Genomic DNA, 18,443 nt, shown 5'->3' on the forward strand with positions numbered 1-18,443 from the left:
AGAACTGTAATATGAAAGCATTAACAAAAACTGATTTCAATTTTCCGGGACAGAAAAGTGTGTACCACGGAAAAGTACGCGATGTTTATAACATCAATGGTGAAAAGCTGGTTATGGTAGCAACTGACCGTATCTCCGCATTCGACGTTGTTTTGCCGAAAGGCATTCCTTTCAAAGGACAAATGCTGAATCAGATTGCAGCCAAATTCCTGGATGCTACTACTGATATCTGTCCCAACTGGAAGACAGCTACACCCGACCCGATGGTAACGGTGGGTGTGATGTGCGAAGGTTTTCCCATCGAAATGATTGTACGCGGTTATCTTTGCGGTAGCGCATGGCGTACTTACAAAAGCGGTGTACGCGAAATCTGTGGTGTAAAGTTGCCCGAAGGAATGAAGGAAAACCAGAAGTTCCCCGAACCCATCATCACCCCGACTACGAAAGCTGAAATCGGTGAACACGACGCAGACATTTCAAAAGAAGAAATCCTTGCTAAAGGCCTGGCTACTCCCGAAGAATATGCCGTATTGGAGAAATACACCATGGCACTCTTCAACAGAGGAACCGAGATCGCGGCAGAACGTGGTCTGATTCTGGTAGATACGAAGTATGAATTCGGTAAGCACAACGGTACTATTTACCTGATGGATGAAATCCATACACCGGACTCCAGCCGTTACTTCTACTCTGAAGGTTATCAGGAACGCTTTGAAAAAGGCGAAGCCCAGAAACAACTTTCTAAAGAATTCGTTCGCGAATGGTTGATGGACAATGGTTTCCAAGGCAAAGAAGGACAACAAGTTCCGGAAATGACAGACGAAATCGTAACTTCTATCAGTGAGCGTTACATTGAACTGTACGAGCATATCACCGGAGAGCAATTCGTGAAGGAAGATACCAGTAACATTGCTTCACGTATCGAGAAAAACGTAACGGAATACTTAAATAAGTGATAAACGGCTTAGTGATAAGTAATTATAGGTTTATTAATCACTTATCACTAACCACTAAACACTATCAACATGGATTACCCACAGGAGCATATCAAACCCTACGGTGAGGACGGAAAGAAGAGTGAGCAGGTAGAAGAAATGTTCGACAACATTGCTCCTGCTTATGATAAGCTGAACCATACCCTTTCATTAGGCATCGACCGCAGTTGGCGCCGGAAAGCGATCAATTGGTTAAAGCCTTTCCAACCGAAGCGCATCATGGACGTAGCCACCGGTACAGGTGACTTCGCCATTCTTGCCTGTCGCGAGTTGCAGCCTGACGAACTGATAGGCACCGACATCTCAGAGGGAATGATGGACGTGGGACGTAATAAAGTAAAACAGGCGCACCTCTCGGACAAAATTACCTTTGCCCGGGAGGATTGCACCTCTCTCTCATTTGCCGATGACACGTTCGATGCTGTAACCGTAGCGTTCGGTATCCGCAACTTCGAAGGGTTGGACAAAGGGTTGACGGAAATGTGCCGCGTGCTGAAAACCGGAGGACATCTCGTCATTCTGGAACTCTCCACACCGGACCGTTTTCCGATGAAACAACTTTTCACCATCTACTCCAAAGTAGTCATCCCCCTGCTCGGCAAATGCCTGTCAAAAGACAATAGTGCTTACACCTACCTGCCCCAAAGCATCCGTGCTTTCCCGCAAGGCGAAGTGATGCAGGAAGTTATTCGCAAAGCAGGTTTCAGTCAGGTTAATTTCCGCAGACTGACATTCGGTATATGCACTCTTTATACTGCGACTAAATAGAATGATAGGATGGTAAGATGATAACATGTTAAGATTCAATGTTATCATCCTACCATCCCACCATTTTACCATTACTATATTATTGACATAGCACACTAAGAGAATTATGCAGAAATACGGTTTAATAGGCTATCCGCTGAAACATTCGTTTTCCATCGGATATTTCAATGAAAAGTTCAAATCGGAGAATATCGACGCCGAATATGTAAACTTTGAAATACCCAACATCAATGACTTTATGGAAGTCATAGAGGAAAATCCCAACCTCTGCGGACTTAATGTGACCATCCCGTACAAGGAGCAGGTCATCCCCTTTCTTGACGAACTGGACAAAGATACCGCAAAGATCGGCGCAGTGAACGTCATCAAAATCATCCGCCAGCCGAAGGGAAAAGTAAAGCTTGTCGGCTACAACTCGGATATTATAGGTTTTACGCAGTCCATTGAGCCTTTACTGCAACCCCATCACAAGAAGGCGCTGATTCTGGGTACAGGCGGTGCCTCCAAAGCCGTCTATCGCGGACTGGCCAATCTGGGCATCGAAAGCATATTCGTATCGCGTACAAAAAAGGAATCGTCTTACCTCACTTATGACGAACTGACACCGGAGATCATGCAGGAATATACTATTATCGTAAACTGTACACCCGTAGGCATGTATCCTAAGGTGGATTTCTGTCCGGATATTCCTTATGATCAATTAACTCCCAACCATTTACTCTACGATTTGTTATATAATCCCAATGAAACCCTTTTCATGAAAAAGGGAGAGGCTCACGGCGCCGTTACTAAAAACGGGCTGGAAATGCTGTTATTGCAAGCATTTGCCGCATGGGAAATATGGAACAAATAGAGTGAAAGGAAGGAAAGATGAAGAAAGGTATCAAGTACAGTCTGCTCGGACTGTTAGCAGTTATCATGATTGCCCTCACAGGTGCGAGTTTCTACATGCTCGGCTACTCGCTGAGACCGGAGTACAACAAAGGGAAAGATATTCCCGGCTCCTACGAGTATATACTCAGCGAGTACCCGCAAATCAAGCCTTGGATAGATAGTTTGCAAACTGTCGGTGCTTTACGTGATACCTTTATTATCAACCCTGACGGGGTGCAACTGCATGCCATTTACGCAGCCGCCCCCGAACCTACCCACAAAACAGCCGTCATCGTGCATGGTTATACGGACGATTGCATCCGTATGCTGATGATAGGTTACCTTTACAACAAAGATTTAAAGTATAACATTCTGCTGCCCGACCTGCAGAATCAGGGATTAAGTGGAGGCCCTGCCATTCAAATGGGTTGGAAAGACCGGCTGGACGTATTGCGCTGGATGGACATTGCCAACGATATTTACGGCGGAAATACCCAAATGGTAGTACATGGCATCTCTATGGGTGCCGCCACCACTATGATGGTATCCGGTGAGCCTCAACAACCTTTTGTGAAATGTTTTGTGGAGGATTGCGGTTATACCAGCGTATGGGACGAATTCTCCTACGAGTTGAAAGGACAATTCGGACTGCCTCCTTTCCCGTTGATGTACACCACCAGCTGGCTGTGCAACGCGAAATACGGCTGGAACTTCAAGGAAGCTTCTTCGCTGAATCAGATCAGGAAATGCAAACTGCCGATGTTCTTCATTCATGGCGATGCAGATACATACGTACCCACCTGGATGGTATATCCTCTCTACGAGGCAAAATCGGAACCTAAAGAATTGTGGCTTGCCCCCGGTGCCACACACGCCATGTCCTACAAGGATCACCCGGAGGAATACACCAAACGTGTGAAGAATTTTGTAGGAAAATACATCTATTGATGTGATTTTTCCTATATTCGCCACACAAATACATTAGTATGAAAAGATTAATCTCCATAAGTTTATTCCTATGCCTGCTGCTATCCATGCAGGCACAGAAGGTCTATACTACAGACAATATCCCCAAAGTACATCTTCAGAACAAAATGCGCTATGTCTGCAATCCGGACGGCATCCTCTCTCAGGCTGCCTGCGACAGCATCGACCGTATGCTGTATGCATTGGAACAACAGACCGGCATTGAGACAGTAGTTGCCGTAGTTCCGTCTATCGGTAATGATGATTGCTTTGACTTTGCACACCGCCTGCTCAATGAATGGGGTGTGGGAAAGAAAGAAAAGAATAATGGTCTGGTCATTCTTCTGGTGACCGACCAGCGCTGCATCCAGTTCTATACAGGTTATGGACTGGAAGGAGATCTGCCCGATGCCATCTGTAAACGTATCCAGACGCGCGACATGATTCCTTATCTGAAAGATGGTAACTGGGATGCGGGTATGGTTGCCGGTGTGCGTGCCGTATGCGGCAGACTGGACGGTAGCATGGTGAATGATACAGATGATGAAGAAGACATTTCCTTCTTCGGCATTCTGGCAGCAGTTATCGGATTCTTTGTTGTTGCCGGAGGAATCGGTTGGATGGCAGCACGTGCCGCAAGCAAATGCCCCAACTGCGGACAGCACAAATTGCAACGTACCAGCAGCAAAGTGGTTTCACGGATCAACGGAGTAAAAACGGAAGATGTTACCTACACTTGCCGCAACTGCGGACACAAGGTAGTACGCCGCAAACAGTCGTATGATGAAAACTATCGCGGAGGTGGCGGAGGAGGTCCGGTCATCTTTGGCGGTGGCGGAGGCTTCGGCGGAGGAGGCGGTGGCTTCAGCGGAGGCAGCTTCGGTGGAGGTATGGGAGGTGGCGGAGGTGCCGGTTCCCGATTCTGAGAGTTGAAACTCTCAGAGTGACAAGCTACGGGCTACAAGCTACAAGTGCCTTTGGTATCACAGCGTAGCAACTCGTAGCTTGTAGTTCGTAATTTGTAGCTAATTAATAATAATCATTTAATAAAAGAAAAGTATGAAGAAATCAACTATTATCATTCTTGTTGTTTTAGCTCTCCTCGTCATTTGGGGTGTCACTGGTTATAACGGACTGGTAACTATGGATGAAAACGTAAGCGGACAATGGTCAAACGTTGAAACACAATATCAACGCCGTGCCGACTTGATTCCGAATCTGGTTAATACGGTAAAAGGATACGCTTCTCATGAAAAAGAAACTTTGGAAGGTGTGGTAGAGGCCCGCAGCCAGGCTACTCAAATAAAAGTAGATGCTAATGATCTGACTCCGGAAAAATTGGCTGAATACCAGAAAGCTCAAGGTGCGGTAACTTCTGCATTGGGTAAGTTGCTTGCCATTACTGAGAATTACCCCGATTTGAAAGCAAACCAGAATTTCCTGGAACTGCAAGCTCAATTGGAAGGTACTGAAAACCGTATCAACGTGGCACGTACCAACTTCAACAATGCAGCAAAGAACTTCAATACTGCCATCCGCCGCTTCCCGAAGAACATTCTTGCAAGTCTGTTCGGTTTCGAAAAGCGCGCTTACTTTGAAGCTTCCGAAGGAGCTGAAACAGCACCGCAGGTACAGTTCTAAGTATATTCCTACCGTAACAAACGGTTCTATAAAAAACAATCCCTTCCTGGAAACTCTTTTAGATGCGAGCTTCCAGGAAGGGGTACTTTTATGTTTTAAGATTATTCATGTTTCACAAGTTCAACTTGCTAGTTTTAATTTGTAAATATCACATATATGGCTCAGTTCCTCAGACCTGTTAATAATGCGAATCAGGAGTTGAATATGTTCACTTTTGACGGGTTATGAGCTAAATTGATACGCGGACGACGCGGACAAGGCGGACAAACACGGATTTTTATTTTTCATCTGCAGATGACGCAGATAACGCTGATGCCTTTTTATCTTCCGTTAAACATAGCGCAGCTTTAAAAGATCGGCGTTATCTGCGTTATCTGCGGATGAAAAGTTACTTGCACATCGAAGGGAACCAACGGTCAGCGAAGCTAAATCTTACTCCGCGTTCGTCCGCTCTATCAGCGTCGTCCGCGTACCCATTCTCCTCTAAATTATCATTTAGCTCATTACTATCGGGAAAGGAAGAAAACAAATAATCTTTTCCCGACACGTTGGAAACAGAAATTATGCTTACCTTTGTGCGTAAGCAGAAAAACATAAGTTATGGAACAGAAAGATAGATATATACGTTTTGATTGGGCTGTGAAACGTTTGCTGCGCAACAAGGCCAACTTCGGCGTCCTCGAAGGCTTCCTCACCGTGTTGCTGGGTGAGCCTATCCGCATCGTCGAGATACTGGAAAGCGAGGGCAACCAGCAACGTGAAAACGAGAAGTTCAACCGTGTGGACATTAAGGCACGCAATAGCAAGGATGAAATCATCATCGTTGAGGTGCAGAACACGCGCGAAATATACTATCTGGAGCGTATCCTCTTCGGCGTTGCCAAGGCCATCACGGAGCATATCGAACTAGGAGAACTTTACTCGGAAGTGAAGAAAGTGTACTCCATCAGCATTCTCTATTTCGACATTGGCAAGGGCAACGATTACTTGTACCACGGCCAGAACTCCTTTGTGGGCGTGCATACAGGCGACTTTCTGGAGGTCACCACCAAAGAAAAAGACGCTATCGTGCGCAAGCTTCCCGCCGAAATCTTCCCCGAATACTTCCTGATTCGGGTGAATGAGTTCAATAAGGTGGCCGTCACCCCACTTGAGGAATGGATAGAGTATCTGAAAACCGGCATCATCCGCCCCGACACGAAAGCTCCCGGACTGGAAGAAGCACGCCGCAAACTGATTTATTACAATATGGACAGGTCGGAACAACTGGCGTATGACGAACATATCAATGCCGTGATGATTCAGAATGATGTGCTGAGTACGGCGGCAGCGGAAGGAAGACAGGAAGGCAGACAGGAAGGCAGACAGGAAGGCAGAGCAGAAGAGAAAATAGAGAACGCCCGAACAATGAAATCCTTGAATATCTCCTCCGAAATCATCCACCAGGTGACGGGTTTACCCATCAAAGACATAGAAAAATTATAAATAGCCACAAGATACTATTCATTTTCGTCTCGCCCGATTTTCGTTTTATGAAAAGCAGGCGGGGCGTTCTATTTTATAGCGGTTAATTCAAAACTGAAAAGGAACTAAATACTGAGCAATGCTATCTCAAATCCGATATTGCCTCCTTCAATTCCTTTATCCCGCTCCATGCTTTGAGAAACAAACGGATCCCAATCAACAACCCGACGACAAGCCCAGTCCAGGCACCTATCAATATATAGCGATCACCCATTTGGGACATATCCCATATCATGCTTGCCAGCAAAGGTATGCCACACAACACACTTACAGCTATTCCCACTTTGAAAGATATCCGGAAACGACTTTCCGCCAGACACACTTCACGTACAGTCATCTTCAGGCAATCAATCTTCCTTAGCAGCAACATCCACGTAAGTTGCCGGGCGAGTATCACAACTACAAACATAAACAACAATATCCACGTCAGTACACTGAAATCATATACTTGATTGCGCACCATAGCCCAGGCAAAAAGAGGCAAAAAGAGAATAAGGCACGTAAGCCGCAGATAGAGACGCTCTTCCATCTGTTTTACCTTATTCTTTACAGTCTTATTCAATAGTTTACAGTGTCCCATCTCCAGTTTTCCCAGTCTTTCTTCCATATCATTCCAATCCCTTTTCAAATCTTCCAGTTCCATATTCTATCTCCTCCTTTAGCTATTCGCTTGTTTCGTAAGTTTATCCTTGATTCGTTTCAATCTTGAAGCTACGGTGTTGCGCGGCACGCCGACAATTTCCGCAATCTCTTCGTAAGAATTTTCATCCAGCCACAGCAAGATGACGGCACGTTCAAACTTATCCAGTCCCGCAATGAGGCGATACATCTCTTTCAAACGTTTGGTCGTTTCACTATCTTCTGCTTCCAGCCCGTAGAGGGAATCCAAGGAAGTATGTTCGCCCCGGCGTTGCTGCTGGCGGTAGAAGGAGATACAGGTATTCAATCCCACGCGGTAAATCCACGAAGACGGTTTACCTTTTCCTTCATAACCCTCGAAGCCTTTCCAAAGGTTTATTACTACATCCTGGTAGAGATCTTTAAAATTATCTCCATCCGTTGCATACATGTAGCAGATTTTATAGATCACTCGCTTGTATTCCTCGATGAGGGAAGTGAACTGTTTTTCTTTCGTATTCTGTTCCATCTTAAGATAGTCTTTTATACATAAGACGCCCGGTTAGGGAATTAGTTGCAAGAGGGAAGAAAAAAGTAAGTTAAAGCTGTTTCACGCTCGAAGTACATCTGCCATCTTTTGCCACCATATTGGCAAAGTTGTGCCATCGTGTTGGCAAAGTCTTGCCACTATATTGGCAAAAACTTGCCAGTACGATGGCAAAACATTGGCAATATAATAGCAACAATTACTTCACTTAGAGATCACTGTTCAGTGAGGTTAACTATAAAGATTTATAGTTCATTTCTATCTCACTCTATGCATACTTTTTCAAAAAAACTTGTATCTTTGTTGCATATTTCTTTCGTTGGGAAAGAGATCTATTTTGTGATTTGGAGATATCATTTTATTATTCGTCTTCCTAAAAGTCTGGTAAATTTTTACAAGCACGGATAATAAGTGGAAGTCTCCACGTCCGGGTTGCGTATAACTTTGTTATATACACTCTGGCGTGGGGCTATTGCTTATTGTTTGCTTGACGGGTTTACCAGAGCCTTTGGGAAGAAATAATAATGCCAATAGTTCCCACGTCTCTTTTTTACATTAGAGAAGTAGGAACACACGACTAACCCTTTAAAACTTATAACACGATGGATGAATTTCTTACCTGCTCCTGCCAGATGAAAACCGACTTAGAAAACTCAGCCGACGTATTCGCCTTTTTCAAAGAAAACTATCCCTTATCCTGTATTACGAATAAGCTGAATACACTTTCAAAAGAAGAATTGCGTTGCGCTTGTTGCCTGATGGGGGTTGCTTTAATAAAAATGTCTCAAAAGAAAACGATTTGGGAGAGATTGAAAGTAAAACAGTAGAATGCAATCTATGATTTACGAGGATTACTTTCTGTTGAATATCAGATCGAGTCCTTGATTTCTGTAGAATTCAAAGCGGGTATCGCTGGAGATGAGCGGTAAATGCTCGGTGATGGCATGGGCAATGATTACATGGTCGGAAGGATCTTTGTGTCCCTGGGCTTCATTTATTTCCATTTTTGCGTAAGTTTTCATGTGCTCCTTCTTTAAAGGGAGTATCTTAACGTAGAAGTCGTTTTCGATGGCGACTACCATCTCTTCTATTGACTTCCATCGTTTGGAGCACAAGCCTTTGTTGCGATAGGCAACTATTAATTCGCGAACAGACTCGGCACTCATATAAAGCACCGTTTCCGGTTCTTTAATAATGGCATCTATATCCCTGCTTAGATATTCGGGATCAGATGCCATATAAACAAAAATATTAGTATCTATAAGATAACGCATCACAGCAGAAATTTAGGGTCGTTTACTATCAGGCTACCTTTCAGTCTTTGCATGGCTTCCCATGTCTTACTCACCTTTCTCTTTCTGCTTCCCTTCTTCTTAGCCACCACCTCAGTCGTAGCTTTTTCTTCTATTTGTTTTTCCTTCTTCTCTTCCATAAGGCTTATTATTAGTTTTTATTCTACAAAGATAATGCAAATCGAGCGCAGAACTTTCATGCTTGCATGAAAAAGTTATGCCGAGATGCAGCTTATCTTATACAAAGATAGCGCATTTCTTTTAATTGACGGAACAATAACAGTTAAAGAATAAGCAGGTATCTGAAGAATAATCACTATCTTTGCGCCATCAATATTGAACAAACTTATTAATCTCATGAGTAACCAAAGATACATGATGCGCGGCGTCAGCGCGTCTAAAGAAGATGTGCACAATGCCATCAAGAACATCGACAAAGGAATCTTCCCGCAGGCTTTCTGCAAAATTATCCCCGACATTTTGGGCGGCGACCCGGAGTATTGCAACATCATGCACGCTGACGGCGCAGGTACAAAGTCCTCGCTGGCCTATATGTACTGGAAAGAAACGGGCGATATCTCCGTGTGGAAAGGCATTGCACAAGATGCTCTGATTATGAACATCGATGACTTGCTTTGCGTAGGCGCTGTGGACAATATTCTGGTTTCTTCCACCATCGGGCGTAACAAACTGCTGATTCCGGGCGAAGTAATCTCCGCCATCATCAACGGTACGGACGAGCTACTTGCCGAACTCCGCGAAATGGGCGTAGGCGTATATGCCACAGGTGGCGAAACTGCCGATGTGGGCGACTTGGTGCGCACCATCATCGTAGACAGCACCGTGACTTGCCGCATGAAGCGCAGTGATGTAATAGACAATGCCAATATCCGTCCGGGCGATGTAATTGTAGGTATGGCCTCCTACGGACAGGCTACTTACGAAAAGGAATATAACGGCGGCATGGGCAGCAATGGTCTGACTTCAGCCCGTCATGATGTATTTTCTAAATATCTGGCAGAGAGATATCCCGAAAGTTATGACAAGGCAGTGCCCGAAGAACTGGTTTACTCCGGTGGGTTGAAACTGACGGATGCCGTAGAAGACAGCCCGCTGGATGCTGGTAAATTGGTACTCTCCCCTACCCGCACGTATGCACCGGTAGTGAAGAAGTTGCTGGATGCACTTCGCCCTGAAATCCACGGTATGGTACACTGCTCGGGTGGCGCACAGACAAAAGTGCTGCACTTTATAGGTGACAATTGCCGCGTGATTAAGGATAATCTGTTCCCTGTTCCTCCTTTGTTCAAAACGATTAAAGAGCAGAGCAATACGGACTGGGCAGAGATGTACAAGGTATTCAATATGGGACACCGTCTTGAAGTATATCTGTCGCCCGAACATGCCGAGGAAGTAATTGCCATCAGCAAGAGCTTCGGTATCGATGCGCAGATTGTGGGACACATTGAGGAAAGTGATAAGAAGGAACTGATAATCAAGAGCGAGTTCGGAGAATTTAGATACTAAAAGATGAAGAAGCTCATATTGTGTACTGTTTTCTTTATTATCTTGGAAGGTGTGACTATAGCTGCATTAGCTACTTTCAATGCTCTTGAAAAGCGTACTGTTATCATAGTAACTGCACTTATAGTCATTCTACTCTCAATCACTTCAAGGAAAATCATGAGAGAACAAGCTCCAAAAAATTAATCATCAGATGTAAGTACATAAAGTTCAAATACTAACAAAGATGGAGGCAGAAAATGACAGCACCTATATCAAAGTACCTAAAAGCGTAGTTCAACTGGGTGCAATAGCTATCTTGTTTGTTATTATCGACCTCATCGGAGGGCTGATAGATTATATTCAAGAACCAGAGATGAAAATAGGTCGCATCATTATGCGTTCAATAAGCATATTAGGCTGGTCATGCGTAGAATATCTTGCCATTGATGCGATATGGCACAATTCTAAGCATAAATCCCGGAATTAAATGCAGAAGTAGTATTTTAAAAGATAAGACTGTATAAATGGCAGACAACAACACCATATTAGAAAAACTCGAAGGCCTCGTTGCTCGCTTCGAAGAAGTATCGACGCTGATTACAGACCCGGCAGTGATTGCCGACCAAAAGCGTTACGTAAAACTCACCAAAGAGTACAAAGAACTGGGTGACCTGATGGATGCCCGCAAAGAATATATCCAGGTGCTGAACGGCATCGAGGAAGCCAAAGAGATCATCACTAACGAATCCGATCCGGAAATGCGGGAAATGGCACGCGAAGAACTGGATGCCTGTCAGACACGCCAGCCGGAACTGGAAGAACATATCAAACTCCTCCTTGTGCCTGCCGACCCACAGGACAGCAAGAACGCCATCCTCGAAATCCGTGGCGGTACAGGTGGTGATGAAGCCGCCATCTTTGCCGGAGACCTCTTCCGCATGTACACAAAATTCTGCGAAACAAAAGGTTGGAAGATGGAAATATCCAGCGTCAACGAAGGCGCAGCAGGCGGATTCAAGGAAATCATTTGCAGCGTTACGGGCGATAATGTGTACGGAACGTTGAAGTATGAATCGGGGGTACACCGCGTGCAGCGCGTTCCGGCCACTGAAACTCAGGGGCGTGTGCACACTTCCGCCGCATCCGTAGCCGTGCTGCCCGAAGCAGAAGAGTTCGATGTAGTAATTAACGAAGGCGAAATCAAGTGGGATACCTTCCGAAGCGGCGGTGCCGGCGGACAGAACGTAAATAAGGTGGAATCCGGTGTGCGTCTGCGCTATGTCTGGAAGAACCCCAATACGGGTGCTTCTGAGGAAATCCTGATAGAATGTACCGAAACGCGCGACCAACCGAAGAATAAGGAACGCGCCCTCTCACGCCTGCGTACATTTATTTACGACAAAGAACACCAGAAATATCTGGACGATATTGCCTCCAAGCGTAAGACAATGGTATCCACCGGAGACCGTTCCGCTAAAATCCGTACCTACAACTATCCGCAAGGACGTATCACCGATCATCGTATCAACTATACCATTTATAACCTTGCCGCCTTCATGGATGGCGATATCCAGGACTGCATAGACCACCTGATTGTAGCGGAAAATGCAGAACGACTGAAAGAGAGTGAACTGTAACCCTAAAAGAAAGACGTAGACCCGGAAACATCAACGGCAGAACAAGATGAAAGGACAGTTTTTAAATAAAGCATTTCATACTCTGACGGAAGCATTTCAGAATTGCCTGAAACGTTTTCCAACCACAGTACGCTTTGTCCTTGCACTTACCGCCTATCTGGCTTATCTGGTATCTACCGAAATGGATGACGAAGAGAAGCTGACGCTGGTTTTGGGTTATTACTTCTCTGTCGGTACTCTGCTCTCACTCACTCTCCATCTGTGGAGCGAAGAGATAAAGAACCGGATTAAAGGAATCAGCGTGCATATTGTGATGCATGTATTGCTTATTGCCGACGCAGTGTATCTCTACAGCCTCTCTCCAGAGCGGTCGCTCACAGAAATAAGCATAGCTCACGGAGCGGCTATCCTCGCCTTGTGGCTTTCAGTCTTTTTCCTCTCATTCACCAAAGAGAAGAATGACATTCCGAGCTGGAACTTTGCTTCCTACACCGTAGGGGCTTTTGTCACGGCAAACGTGGTGGGACTGATTATGAGTGGCGGAATAAGCCTGCTCGTCTTTTCACTCCACCAACTTTTCGATGTGGATGTAAGCTGGAAATGTTACCTGTATATCCTTGTTGTATGCAGTGTATTGCTTCCGATGCTGCTCTTCCTCGGTATGTTGCCCAAAGATGAGCTAAAGCACAACCAAGAACCGCAACCGTCGGAGTTCCTGAACGGAACGATACATTTCCTCTTTCTCCCGCTCATGGCAGGGTATCTGCTTGTGCTCTATATCTATGCCACCCGCATCCTTATCAGTTGGGAACTGCCTACAGGCTGGGTATCCTGGCTCGTAGTGGCGCTCATGGCGGGATGTATCGCCATTGAATTCGGACTGTATCCGGCACGGGTCAGTGAATCAAAGCGCATAAACGAATGGATTGCACGCTGGCTGCCTGCCCTAGTATTGCCGTTACTGATATTAATGACAGTCGGCATCATCCGCCGCTTCAACGATTATGGTGTCACAATCAACCGGCTTTATCTGATCACACTCAATATCTGGTGTTATATCGTTTGTTTCGGACTGGTCCTCACCCGGGCACGCCGCATCAGTTGGATTCCCATTTCATTTTCCATCATCTTCCTGCTGACTTCCGTATTGCCGGTGAACTATGCAAGTATCACCCGGAACGTCATGCGCCGTAGCATAGAGAAGGAACTGGCACGCAGTGGTGAAACAAACTTGCCCCTCTCACGCAACCAGTACGACAACTGGCTGGATTCACTTCCGGCAAAGACCGCATTGCAAGTAAACGACCGACTCCGTTATCTGCACTACTGGTTCGGACGAAAAAGCATAGCCAACCTTGTGGACAAAGACGCATCATTCTATTATGCCAAAAACCGTTTCGGTCAGAACAGTGATGAAACGGCCGACAACGATAAAGCCACTGGCAATAACCGGGCTATATCATACAGTGCTCAGGCATCCTCACTGACAAGCATCGAGATTCCTAAGGGATACAGCCGTTTCGTAATCATACCGGAATCAAGCAGGCAACTCAAGATTCCACGCAAGTATATAGAAACAGGAGTATTGCCCGCCTCTCTCGGTACCCGGACAGACAAAATGAACGATACGGTATACATTGACCTCAAAAACATTGAAGCACTTCAACGTTATAAATATGGTGAAATGCCTCCTGCACAATTCAAATGTAACTCCGATAAGTGCCTCTTCATACTGACAGGCTTCTCCTTAGATTATCAAGAGGAAGGAAACGAGGCTCTTTTACTGAATATAAACGGCTATTTATTCAGGAAATAGTAAAACGAATCATAAACAGACTAAATATATCCGATATGAATAAACAAGAACTTTTTGAAAATATCAAGCGTAAGAAATCATTCCTCTGCGTAGGTCTGGATACAGACATCAAGAAAATTCCCGAACACCTGTTGAAAGAAGAAGATCCGATCTTCGCCTTCAATAAAGCCATCATCGACGCAACGGCTGACCTTTGCATCGCCTACAAACCGAACCTCGCTTTCTATGAGAGCATGGGCGTGAAAGGCTGGATCGCTTTTGAAAAGACTGTGAAATATATCAAGGAAAACTATCCCGACCAATTCATCATTGCCGATGCAAAGCGTGGTGACATAGGAAATACCTCTGCCATGTACGCCCGCACCTTCTTCGACGAACTGGACATCGACTCTGTAACCGTAGCCCCTTACATGGGTGAGGACAGTGTTACTCCATTTCTAACTTACGAAGGCAAATGGGTAATCCTTTTAGCACTGACAAGCAACAAAGGTTCACACGACTTCCAGTTGACGGAAGATCCCAACGGCGAACGTCTTTTCGAAAAAGTACTGCGCAAGTCTCAGGAATGGGCCAACGACGGACAGATGATGTACGTGGTAGGTGCCACACAAGGCCGTGCTTTCGAAGATATCCGCAAGATTGTTCCCAACCACTTCCTACTTGTGCCGGGCGTAGGTGCGCAGGGTGGCTCACTGGAAGAAGTTTGTAAGTACGGCATGAACTCCACTTGCGGACTGATTGTAAACTCCAGCCGTGGTATCATCTATGTTGATAAGACTGAAAAATTTGCAGAAGCCGCACGCAACGCCGCAAAGGAAGTGCAACAGCAGATGGCGGAACAGTTGAAGGCTATCCTTTGATAGCCACTGAATAGCTAAGAAACTTAATGAAAAGGTTATCAGAAAACCAGCAGCAATCATGAACCAAAGCAAGATTGTCATATATCAAACCCAGGATGGAAAGACTTCCATTGATGTGAAGTTGGAGCAGGACACAGTGTGGCTTACGCAAGCCCAAATGGCTGAGCTGTTTCAAAAAGATAGAACTGTTATTGGGCGGCATATTAATAATGTATATAAAGAAGGTGAATTACTCAGAAATACCACATGTGCAAAATTTGCACATGTGGGCACAGATGCCGATCAGACTTATGAAACAATGATTTATAACTTGGATGTCGTCATTTCCGTAGGTTACAGAGTAAAGAGCCAAAGAGGTACACAATTCCGTATATGGGCAAACTCTGTTCTGAAAGACTACTTGATTCGTGGTATCGCCGTCAACGACAATCGCTTAAAGCAGCTGGGAGAGGCCATCAAAATATTAAAACGCACCACCAACCAACTTGACGCCCAACAAATGCTTGCCGTAGTAGAGCAATACACTATGGCTCTTGACCTACTGGACGATTATGACCATCAGTGCATCAGAAAACCCGACGGGAGTAAAGCAACGCATGTCCTGACCTACGAAGAGTGCCGTAATGTAATAAACAGCATGAAGTTCAATACAGACAGTGACCTCTTCGGCAATGAAAAAGATAAATCTTTCTATAGCAGTATCGGCGCTATCTACCAAACCTTTGACGGGGAAGATGTTTATCCGTCCGTTGAGGAAAAAGCCGCCAATCTACTCTATTTCATAACCAAGAATCATTCATTCAACGATGGCAACAAGCGTATTGCAGCCACCATATTCCTCTATTTTCTGCAAAAGAATAGAATTCTATATCATGAAAACGGAGAGAAACGCATCAATGACAGCACACTTGTCGCAATAACCATCATGATAGCCGAATCAAAAACAGAAGAAAAGGAGATTATGACAAGATTGGTTATGAACTTCTTAACATAAACATTAGAATCAGACAAAAACTTTATATAAAAACGAGTAAATTATAACACATGCCCTACGAACGAAAGATCATTAACGACCCGGTGTTCGGGTTCATCAATATCCCGAAGGGGTTGCTGTACGACATCGTGCGACATCCCCTTTTGCAGCGTTTAAACCGCATCAAGCAACTGGGTTTGTCGTCTGTGGTTTATCCCGGTGCGCAGCACACTCGCTTTCAACATTCGTTGGGGGCTTTCCATTTGACGAGTGAAGCTGTCCAGCAGCTCGCCAGCAAGGGAAACTTCATTTTCGACAGTGAAGCCGAAGCCGTACAGGCAGCCATTCTGATGCATGACATCGGACACGGTCCTTTCTCTCATGTACTGGAAGACACCATCGTACAGGGCGTATCTCACGAGGATATCTCCCTCATGCTGATGGAACGTATCAACAAAGAAATGAACGGGCAACTCACACTTGCCATCCAGATATTCAAGGACGAATACCCCAAGAAGTTCCTGCACCAACTGGTCAGCGGGCAACTCGACATGGACCGTATGGACTACCTTCGCCGCGATAGTTTCTATACCGGCGTAACGGAAGGTAACATCGGCTCGGCACGCATCATCAAGATGCTCGATGTGAAAGAAGACCATCTCGTGGTAGAATCCAAAGGCATCTATTCCATTGAGAACTTCCTCACAGCCCGCCGCTTGATGTACTGGCAGGTATATCTGCACAAAACGTCCGTGGCATACGAGAAAATGCTCATCAGCGCCCTGCTCCGTGCCAAAGAATTAGCAAGTAAAGGTGTAGAATTATTTGCTTCACCGGCATTGCGTTTTTTCCTTTACAATGACATCAACAAGGAAACTTTCTATAACAATCCGGAGTGTCTGGAGAACTTTATCCAACTGGACGACAATGATATATGGACCGCATTAAAGGTCTGGAGCACCCACAACGACAAGGTTCTGTCCACGTTGAGCCTCGGTATGATTAACCGTAATATCTTTAAAGTGGAAATTTCTACCGAACCAATATGTGAAGAAAGAAAAAAAGAGTTAACTTTGCAAATCAGTCAGCAACTGGACATACCCCTCTCTGAAGCGAGCTATTTCGTCTCTACCCCCAGCATCGAGAAGAATATGTACGACCCGGCAGACGATAGTATTGATATCCTTTATAAAGACGGAAGTATTAAGAATATTGCTGAAGCATCGGACATGCTCAATATTTCCCTATTGTCTAAGAAGGTAAAAAAATACTATCTTTGCTACCAACGTTTGCATAGGTAAGTATAAAATATTCACCCAAGGACAAGGAAATATAAAAAAAAAGTCCGTTATTTGTGATTTGAAACCATCTAACAAGAATAAGACAATGGAGTTCTCTGCTAAACAAATTGCAACATTTATCCAAGGAGAAATCGTTGGAGATGAGAATGCAACTGTACATACTTTTGCCAAGATAGAAGAAGGCATCCCCGGTGCTATATCGTTTCTGTCAAACCCCAAATATACATCTTATATCTACGAGACCCAAGCTAGTATTGTATTGGTAAACAAGGACTTTGTTCCTGAGCAGGAAATAAAAGCTACTTTAATAAAAGTAGATAACGCCTACGAAAGTTTGGCTAAACTGCTCAATCTTTACGAACAGAGTAAGCCCAAACGCGTGGGTATCGATCCGTTGGCTTTCGTTGCTGAGACTGCGAAAATCGGCGAGAATGTTTACATTGCGCCCTTCGCTTGCATTGGCGAATACGCAGAAGTGGGAGACAATACAATGATACATCCGCATGCTACTGTAGGCAGTGGCGCCAAAGTGGGCAGCGATTGTATCTTATATGCCAATACAACCATTTATCATGACTGCCGGATAGGCAATCATTGCATCCTGCATTCCGGTTGCGTGATCGGTGCAGACGGTTTTGGCTTCGCCCCCACGCCCGAAGGTTACGAGAAGATTCCACAAATCGGTATCGTGATATTGGAGGACAATGTGGAAATCGGTGCCAACACCTGCGTAGACCGTGCCACGATGGGTGCGACTATCGTACATAAAGGAGTGAAGCTGGACAATCTGATACAAATAGCCCACAATGACGAAATCGGCTCGCACACCGTTATGGCAGCACAAGCAGGCATAGCAGGTTCCACCAAAGTGGGCGAATGGTGCAGAGTAGGCGGACAAGCAGGTTTAGCCGGGCACGCCCATATAGGTAACAAAGTAGGCATAGCCGGTCAAAGTGGAGTATCCGGAAACGTAAAAGATGATTGCCAGATGATGGGTTCTCCCGCTTTCGATGCAAAACAATATTTCAAGGCATCCGTTGTTTTTAAGAGATTACCCGACTTATATATGGAAATCAATGCATTGCGCAAAGAACTGAATGAATTAAAACAACAAATAAATAAGTAA

20 protein-coding genes are annotated in these 18,443 nt (G+C 45.0%); 16 read left to right on the plus strand and 4 right to left on the minus strand.

Annotation, left to right across the window (positions count from 1 at the left end; translation table 11 throughout):
* Positions 1-11 precede the first annotated feature (11 nt).
* The 7 genes from BN161_RS00740 to BN161_RS00775 all read left to right on the plus strand — a co-directional run bounded on the left by BN161_RS00740 (position 12) and on the right by BN161_RS00775 (position 6,728).
* On the plus strand, positions 12-956 hold the full coding sequence (locus tag BN161_RS00740) for a phosphoribosylaminoimidazolesuccinocarboxamide synthase (RefSeq protein ID WP_044262192.1): 945 nt from the start codon (positions 12-14) through the stop codon (positions 954-956).
* A 69-nt stretch (positions 957-1,025) separates the two neighbouring features.
* Positions 1,026-1,763 (plus strand): bifunctional demethylmenaquinone methyltransferase/2-methoxy-6-polyprenyl-1,4-benzoquinol methylase UbiE, encoded by a 738-nt coding sequence (ubiE, locus tag BN161_RS00745; protein ID WP_044262193.1) that lies wholly within the window; start codon positions 1,026-1,028, stop codon positions 1,761-1,763.
* 106 nt (positions 1,764-1,869) lie between these two features.
* Positions 1,870-2,616, plus strand: coding sequence for a shikimate dehydrogenase family protein (locus tag BN161_RS00750; protein ID WP_044262195.1), 747 nt, complete (start codon positions 1,870-1,872; stop codon positions 2,614-2,616).
* A 17-nt stretch (positions 2,617-2,633) separates the two neighbouring features.
* Entirely contained in the window at positions 2,634-3,584 is a 951-nt protein-coding gene (locus BN161_RS00755) for an alpha/beta hydrolase (protein ID WP_044262198.1), read from the plus strand.
* 38 nt (positions 3,585-3,622) lie between these two features.
* The gene (locus tag BN161_RS00760) at positions 3,623-4,528 is read left to right on the plus strand and encodes a TPM domain-containing protein (protein ID WP_044262201.1); all 906 of its coding nucleotides are present in this window, start codon (positions 3,623-3,625) and stop codon (positions 4,526-4,528) included.
* A 133-nt stretch (positions 4,529-4,661) separates the two neighbouring features.
* Entirely contained in the window at positions 4,662-5,243 is a 582-nt protein-coding gene (locus BN161_RS00765) for a LemA family protein (protein ID WP_044262204.1), read from the plus strand.
* A gap of 600 nt (positions 5,244-5,843) precedes the next feature.
* Complete coding sequence (locus BN161_RS00775) at positions 5,844-6,728, plus strand: Rpn family recombination-promoting nuclease/putative transposase (protein WP_044262208.1); 885 nt, start codon at positions 5,844-5,846, stop codon at positions 6,726-6,728.
* 121 nt (positions 6,729-6,849) lie between these two features.
* On the opposite strand, the gene BN161_RS00780 is transcribed toward BN161_RS00775, so the two are convergent.
* A complete protein-coding gene (locus tag BN161_RS00780) occupies positions 6,850-7,410 on the minus strand; it encodes a hypothetical protein (protein ID WP_044262210.1) in 561 nt (186 codons plus the stop codon).
* Between the two features lie 15 nt (positions 7,411-7,425).
* Positions 7,426-7,914: an RNA polymerase sigma factor gene (locus BN161_RS00785; protein ID WP_044262212.1), complete on the minus strand. Its 489-nt coding sequence runs from the start codon at positions 7,912-7,914 to the stop codon at positions 7,426-7,428.
* A 620-nt stretch (positions 7,915-8,534) separates the two neighbouring features.
* On the opposite strand from BN161_RS00785, the gene BN161_RS00790 reads away from it, so the two are divergent.
* The gene (locus BN161_RS00790) at positions 8,535-8,759 is read left to right on the plus strand and encodes a hypothetical protein (protein ID WP_044262215.1); all 225 of its coding nucleotides are present in this window, start codon (positions 8,535-8,537) and stop codon (positions 8,757-8,759) included.
* A gap of 24 nt (positions 8,760-8,783) precedes the next feature.
* Here BN161_RS00790 and BN161_RS00795 read toward each other — a convergent pair whose 3' ends face one another.
* Positions 8,784-9,206, minus strand: coding sequence for a type II toxin-antitoxin system VapC family toxin (locus BN161_RS00795; protein ID WP_044262217.1), 423 nt, complete (start codon positions 9,204-9,206; stop codon positions 8,784-8,786).
* Complete coding sequence (locus BN161_RS29665; RefSeq protein ID WP_167332475.1) at positions 9,206-9,364, minus strand: hypothetical protein; 159 nt, start codon at positions 9,362-9,364, stop codon at positions 9,206-9,208. The genes BN161_RS00795 and BN161_RS29665 overlap by 1 nt, the downstream gene beginning before the upstream one ends.
* 217 nt (positions 9,365-9,581) lie before the next feature.
* On the opposite strand from BN161_RS29665, the gene BN161_RS00800 reads away from it, so the two are divergent.
* The 8 genes from BN161_RS00800 (at position 9,582) to lpxD (ending at position 18,443) form a co-directional block, all read left to right on the plus strand.
* Positions 9,582-10,751, plus strand: coding sequence for an AIR synthase-related protein (locus BN161_RS00800; RefSeq protein ID WP_044262386.1), 1,170 nt, complete (start codon positions 9,582-9,584; stop codon positions 10,749-10,751).
* Between the two features lie 223 nt (positions 10,752-10,974).
* Positions 10,975-11,217: a hypothetical protein gene (locus tag BN161_RS00810; RefSeq protein ID WP_044262221.1), complete on the plus strand. Its 243-nt coding sequence runs from the start codon at positions 10,975-10,977 to the stop codon at positions 11,215-11,217.
* A 37-nt stretch (positions 11,218-11,254) separates the two neighbouring features.
* Positions 11,255-12,367: a peptide chain release factor 1 gene (gene prfA / locus BN161_RS00815; RefSeq protein WP_044262224.1), complete on the plus strand. Its 1,113-nt coding sequence runs from the start codon at positions 11,255-11,257 to the stop codon at positions 12,365-12,367.
* 46 nt (positions 12,368-12,413) lie between these two features.
* Positions 12,414-14,183 carry a DUF4153 domain-containing protein gene (locus BN161_RS00820; RefSeq protein ID WP_044262226.1) on the plus strand — a complete coding sequence of 590 codons (1,770 nt, stop codon included), beginning with the start codon at positions 12,414-12,416 and terminating at the stop codon, positions 14,181-14,183.
* Positions 14,184-14,218: 35 nt separating this feature from the next.
* On the plus strand, positions 14,219-15,043 hold the full coding sequence (pyrF, locus tag BN161_RS00825) for an orotidine-5'-phosphate decarboxylase (protein ID WP_044262228.1): 825 nt from the start codon (positions 14,219-14,221) through the stop codon (positions 15,041-15,043).
* 58 nt (positions 15,044-15,101) lie between these two features.
* Entirely contained in the window at positions 15,102-16,037 is a 936-nt protein-coding gene (rhuM, locus tag BN161_RS00830; RefSeq protein WP_044262230.1) for a virulence protein RhuM/Fic/DOC family protein, read from the plus strand.
* 50 nt (positions 16,038-16,087) lie between these two features.
* Positions 16,088-17,317, plus strand: coding sequence for an HD domain-containing protein (locus BN161_RS00835; protein ID WP_044262232.1), 1,230 nt, complete (start codon positions 16,088-16,090; stop codon positions 17,315-17,317).
* 85 nt (positions 17,318-17,402) lie between these two features.
* The gene (lpxD, locus tag BN161_RS00840; protein WP_044262235.1) at positions 17,403-18,443 is read left to right on the plus strand and encodes a UDP-3-O-(3-hydroxymyristoyl)glucosamine N-acyltransferase; all 1,041 of its coding nucleotides are present in this window, start codon (positions 17,403-17,405) and stop codon (positions 18,441-18,443) included.

The sequence above is a fragment of the Bacteroides timonensis genome (genome assembly GCF_000513195.1).
In the GTDB taxonomy this organism is placed as follows: Bacteria; Bacteroidota; Bacteroidia; order Bacteroidales; family Bacteroidaceae; genus Bacteroides; species Bacteroides timonensis.

Bases quoted from the DNA above. Each gene is read 5' to 3' on its own strand.
- BN161_RS00740 (WP_044262192.1), top strand. From the start codon at position 12: ATGAAAGCATTAACAAAAACTGATTTCAATTTTCCGGGACAGAAAAGT.
- ubiE (WP_044262193.1), top strand. From the start codon at position 1,026: ATGGATTACCCACAGGAGCATATCAAACCCTACGGTGAGGACGGAAAG.
- BN161_RS00750 (WP_044262195.1), top strand. From the start codon at position 1,870: ATGCAGAAATACGGTTTAATAGGCTATCCGCTGAAACATTCGTTTTCC.
- BN161_RS00755 (WP_044262198.1), top strand. From the start codon at position 2,634: ATGAAGAAAGGTATCAAGTACAGTCTGCTCGGACTGTTAGCAGTTATC.
- BN161_RS00760 (WP_044262201.1), top strand. From the start codon at position 3,623: ATGAAAAGATTAATCTCCATAAGTTTATTCCTATGCCTGCTGCTATCC.
- BN161_RS00765 (WP_044262204.1), top strand. From the start codon at position 4,662: ATGAAGAAATCAACTATTATCATTCTTGTTGTTTTAGCTCTCCTCGTC.
- BN161_RS00775 (WP_044262208.1), top strand. From the start codon at position 5,844: ATGGAACAGAAAGATAGATATATACGTTTTGATTGGGCTGTGAAACGT.
- BN161_RS00780 (WP_044262210.1), bottom strand. From the start codon at position 7,410: ATGGAACTGGAAGATTTGAAAAGGGATTGGAATGATATGGAAGAAAGA.
- BN161_RS00785 (WP_044262212.1), bottom strand. From the start codon at position 7,914: ATGGAACAGAATACGAAAGAAAAACAGTTCACTTCCCTCATCGAGGAA.
- BN161_RS00790 (WP_044262215.1), top strand. From the start codon at position 8,535: ATGGATGAATTTCTTACCTGCTCCTGCCAGATGAAAACCGACTTAGAA.
- BN161_RS00795 (WP_044262217.1), bottom strand. From the start codon at position 9,206: ATGCGTTATCTTATAGATACTAATATTTTTGTTTATATGGCATCTGAT.
- BN161_RS29665 (WP_167332475.1), bottom strand. From the start codon at position 9,364: ATGGAAGAGAAGAAGGAAAAACAAATAGAAGAAAAAGCTACGACTGAG.
- BN161_RS00800 (WP_044262386.1), top strand. From the start codon at position 9,582: ATGAGTAACCAAAGATACATGATGCGCGGCGTCAGCGCGTCTAAAGAA.
- BN161_RS00810 (WP_044262221.1), top strand. From the start codon at position 10,975: ATGGAGGCAGAAAATGACAGCACCTATATCAAAGTACCTAAAAGCGTA.
- prfA (WP_044262224.1), top strand. From the start codon at position 11,255: ATGGCAGACAACAACACCATATTAGAAAAACTCGAAGGCCTCGTTGCT.
- BN161_RS00820 (WP_044262226.1), top strand. From the start codon at position 12,414: ATGAAAGGACAGTTTTTAAATAAAGCATTTCATACTCTGACGGAAGCA.
- pyrF (WP_044262228.1), top strand. From the start codon at position 14,219: ATGAATAAACAAGAACTTTTTGAAAATATCAAGCGTAAGAAATCATTC.
- rhuM (WP_044262230.1), top strand. From the start codon at position 15,102: ATGAACCAAAGCAAGATTGTCATATATCAAACCCAGGATGGAAAGACT.
- BN161_RS00835 (WP_044262232.1), top strand. From the start codon at position 16,088: ATGCCCTACGAACGAAAGATCATTAACGACCCGGTGTTCGGGTTCATC.
- lpxD (WP_044262235.1), top strand. From the start codon at position 17,403: ATGGAGTTCTCTGCTAAACAAATTGCAACATTTATCCAAGGAGAAATC.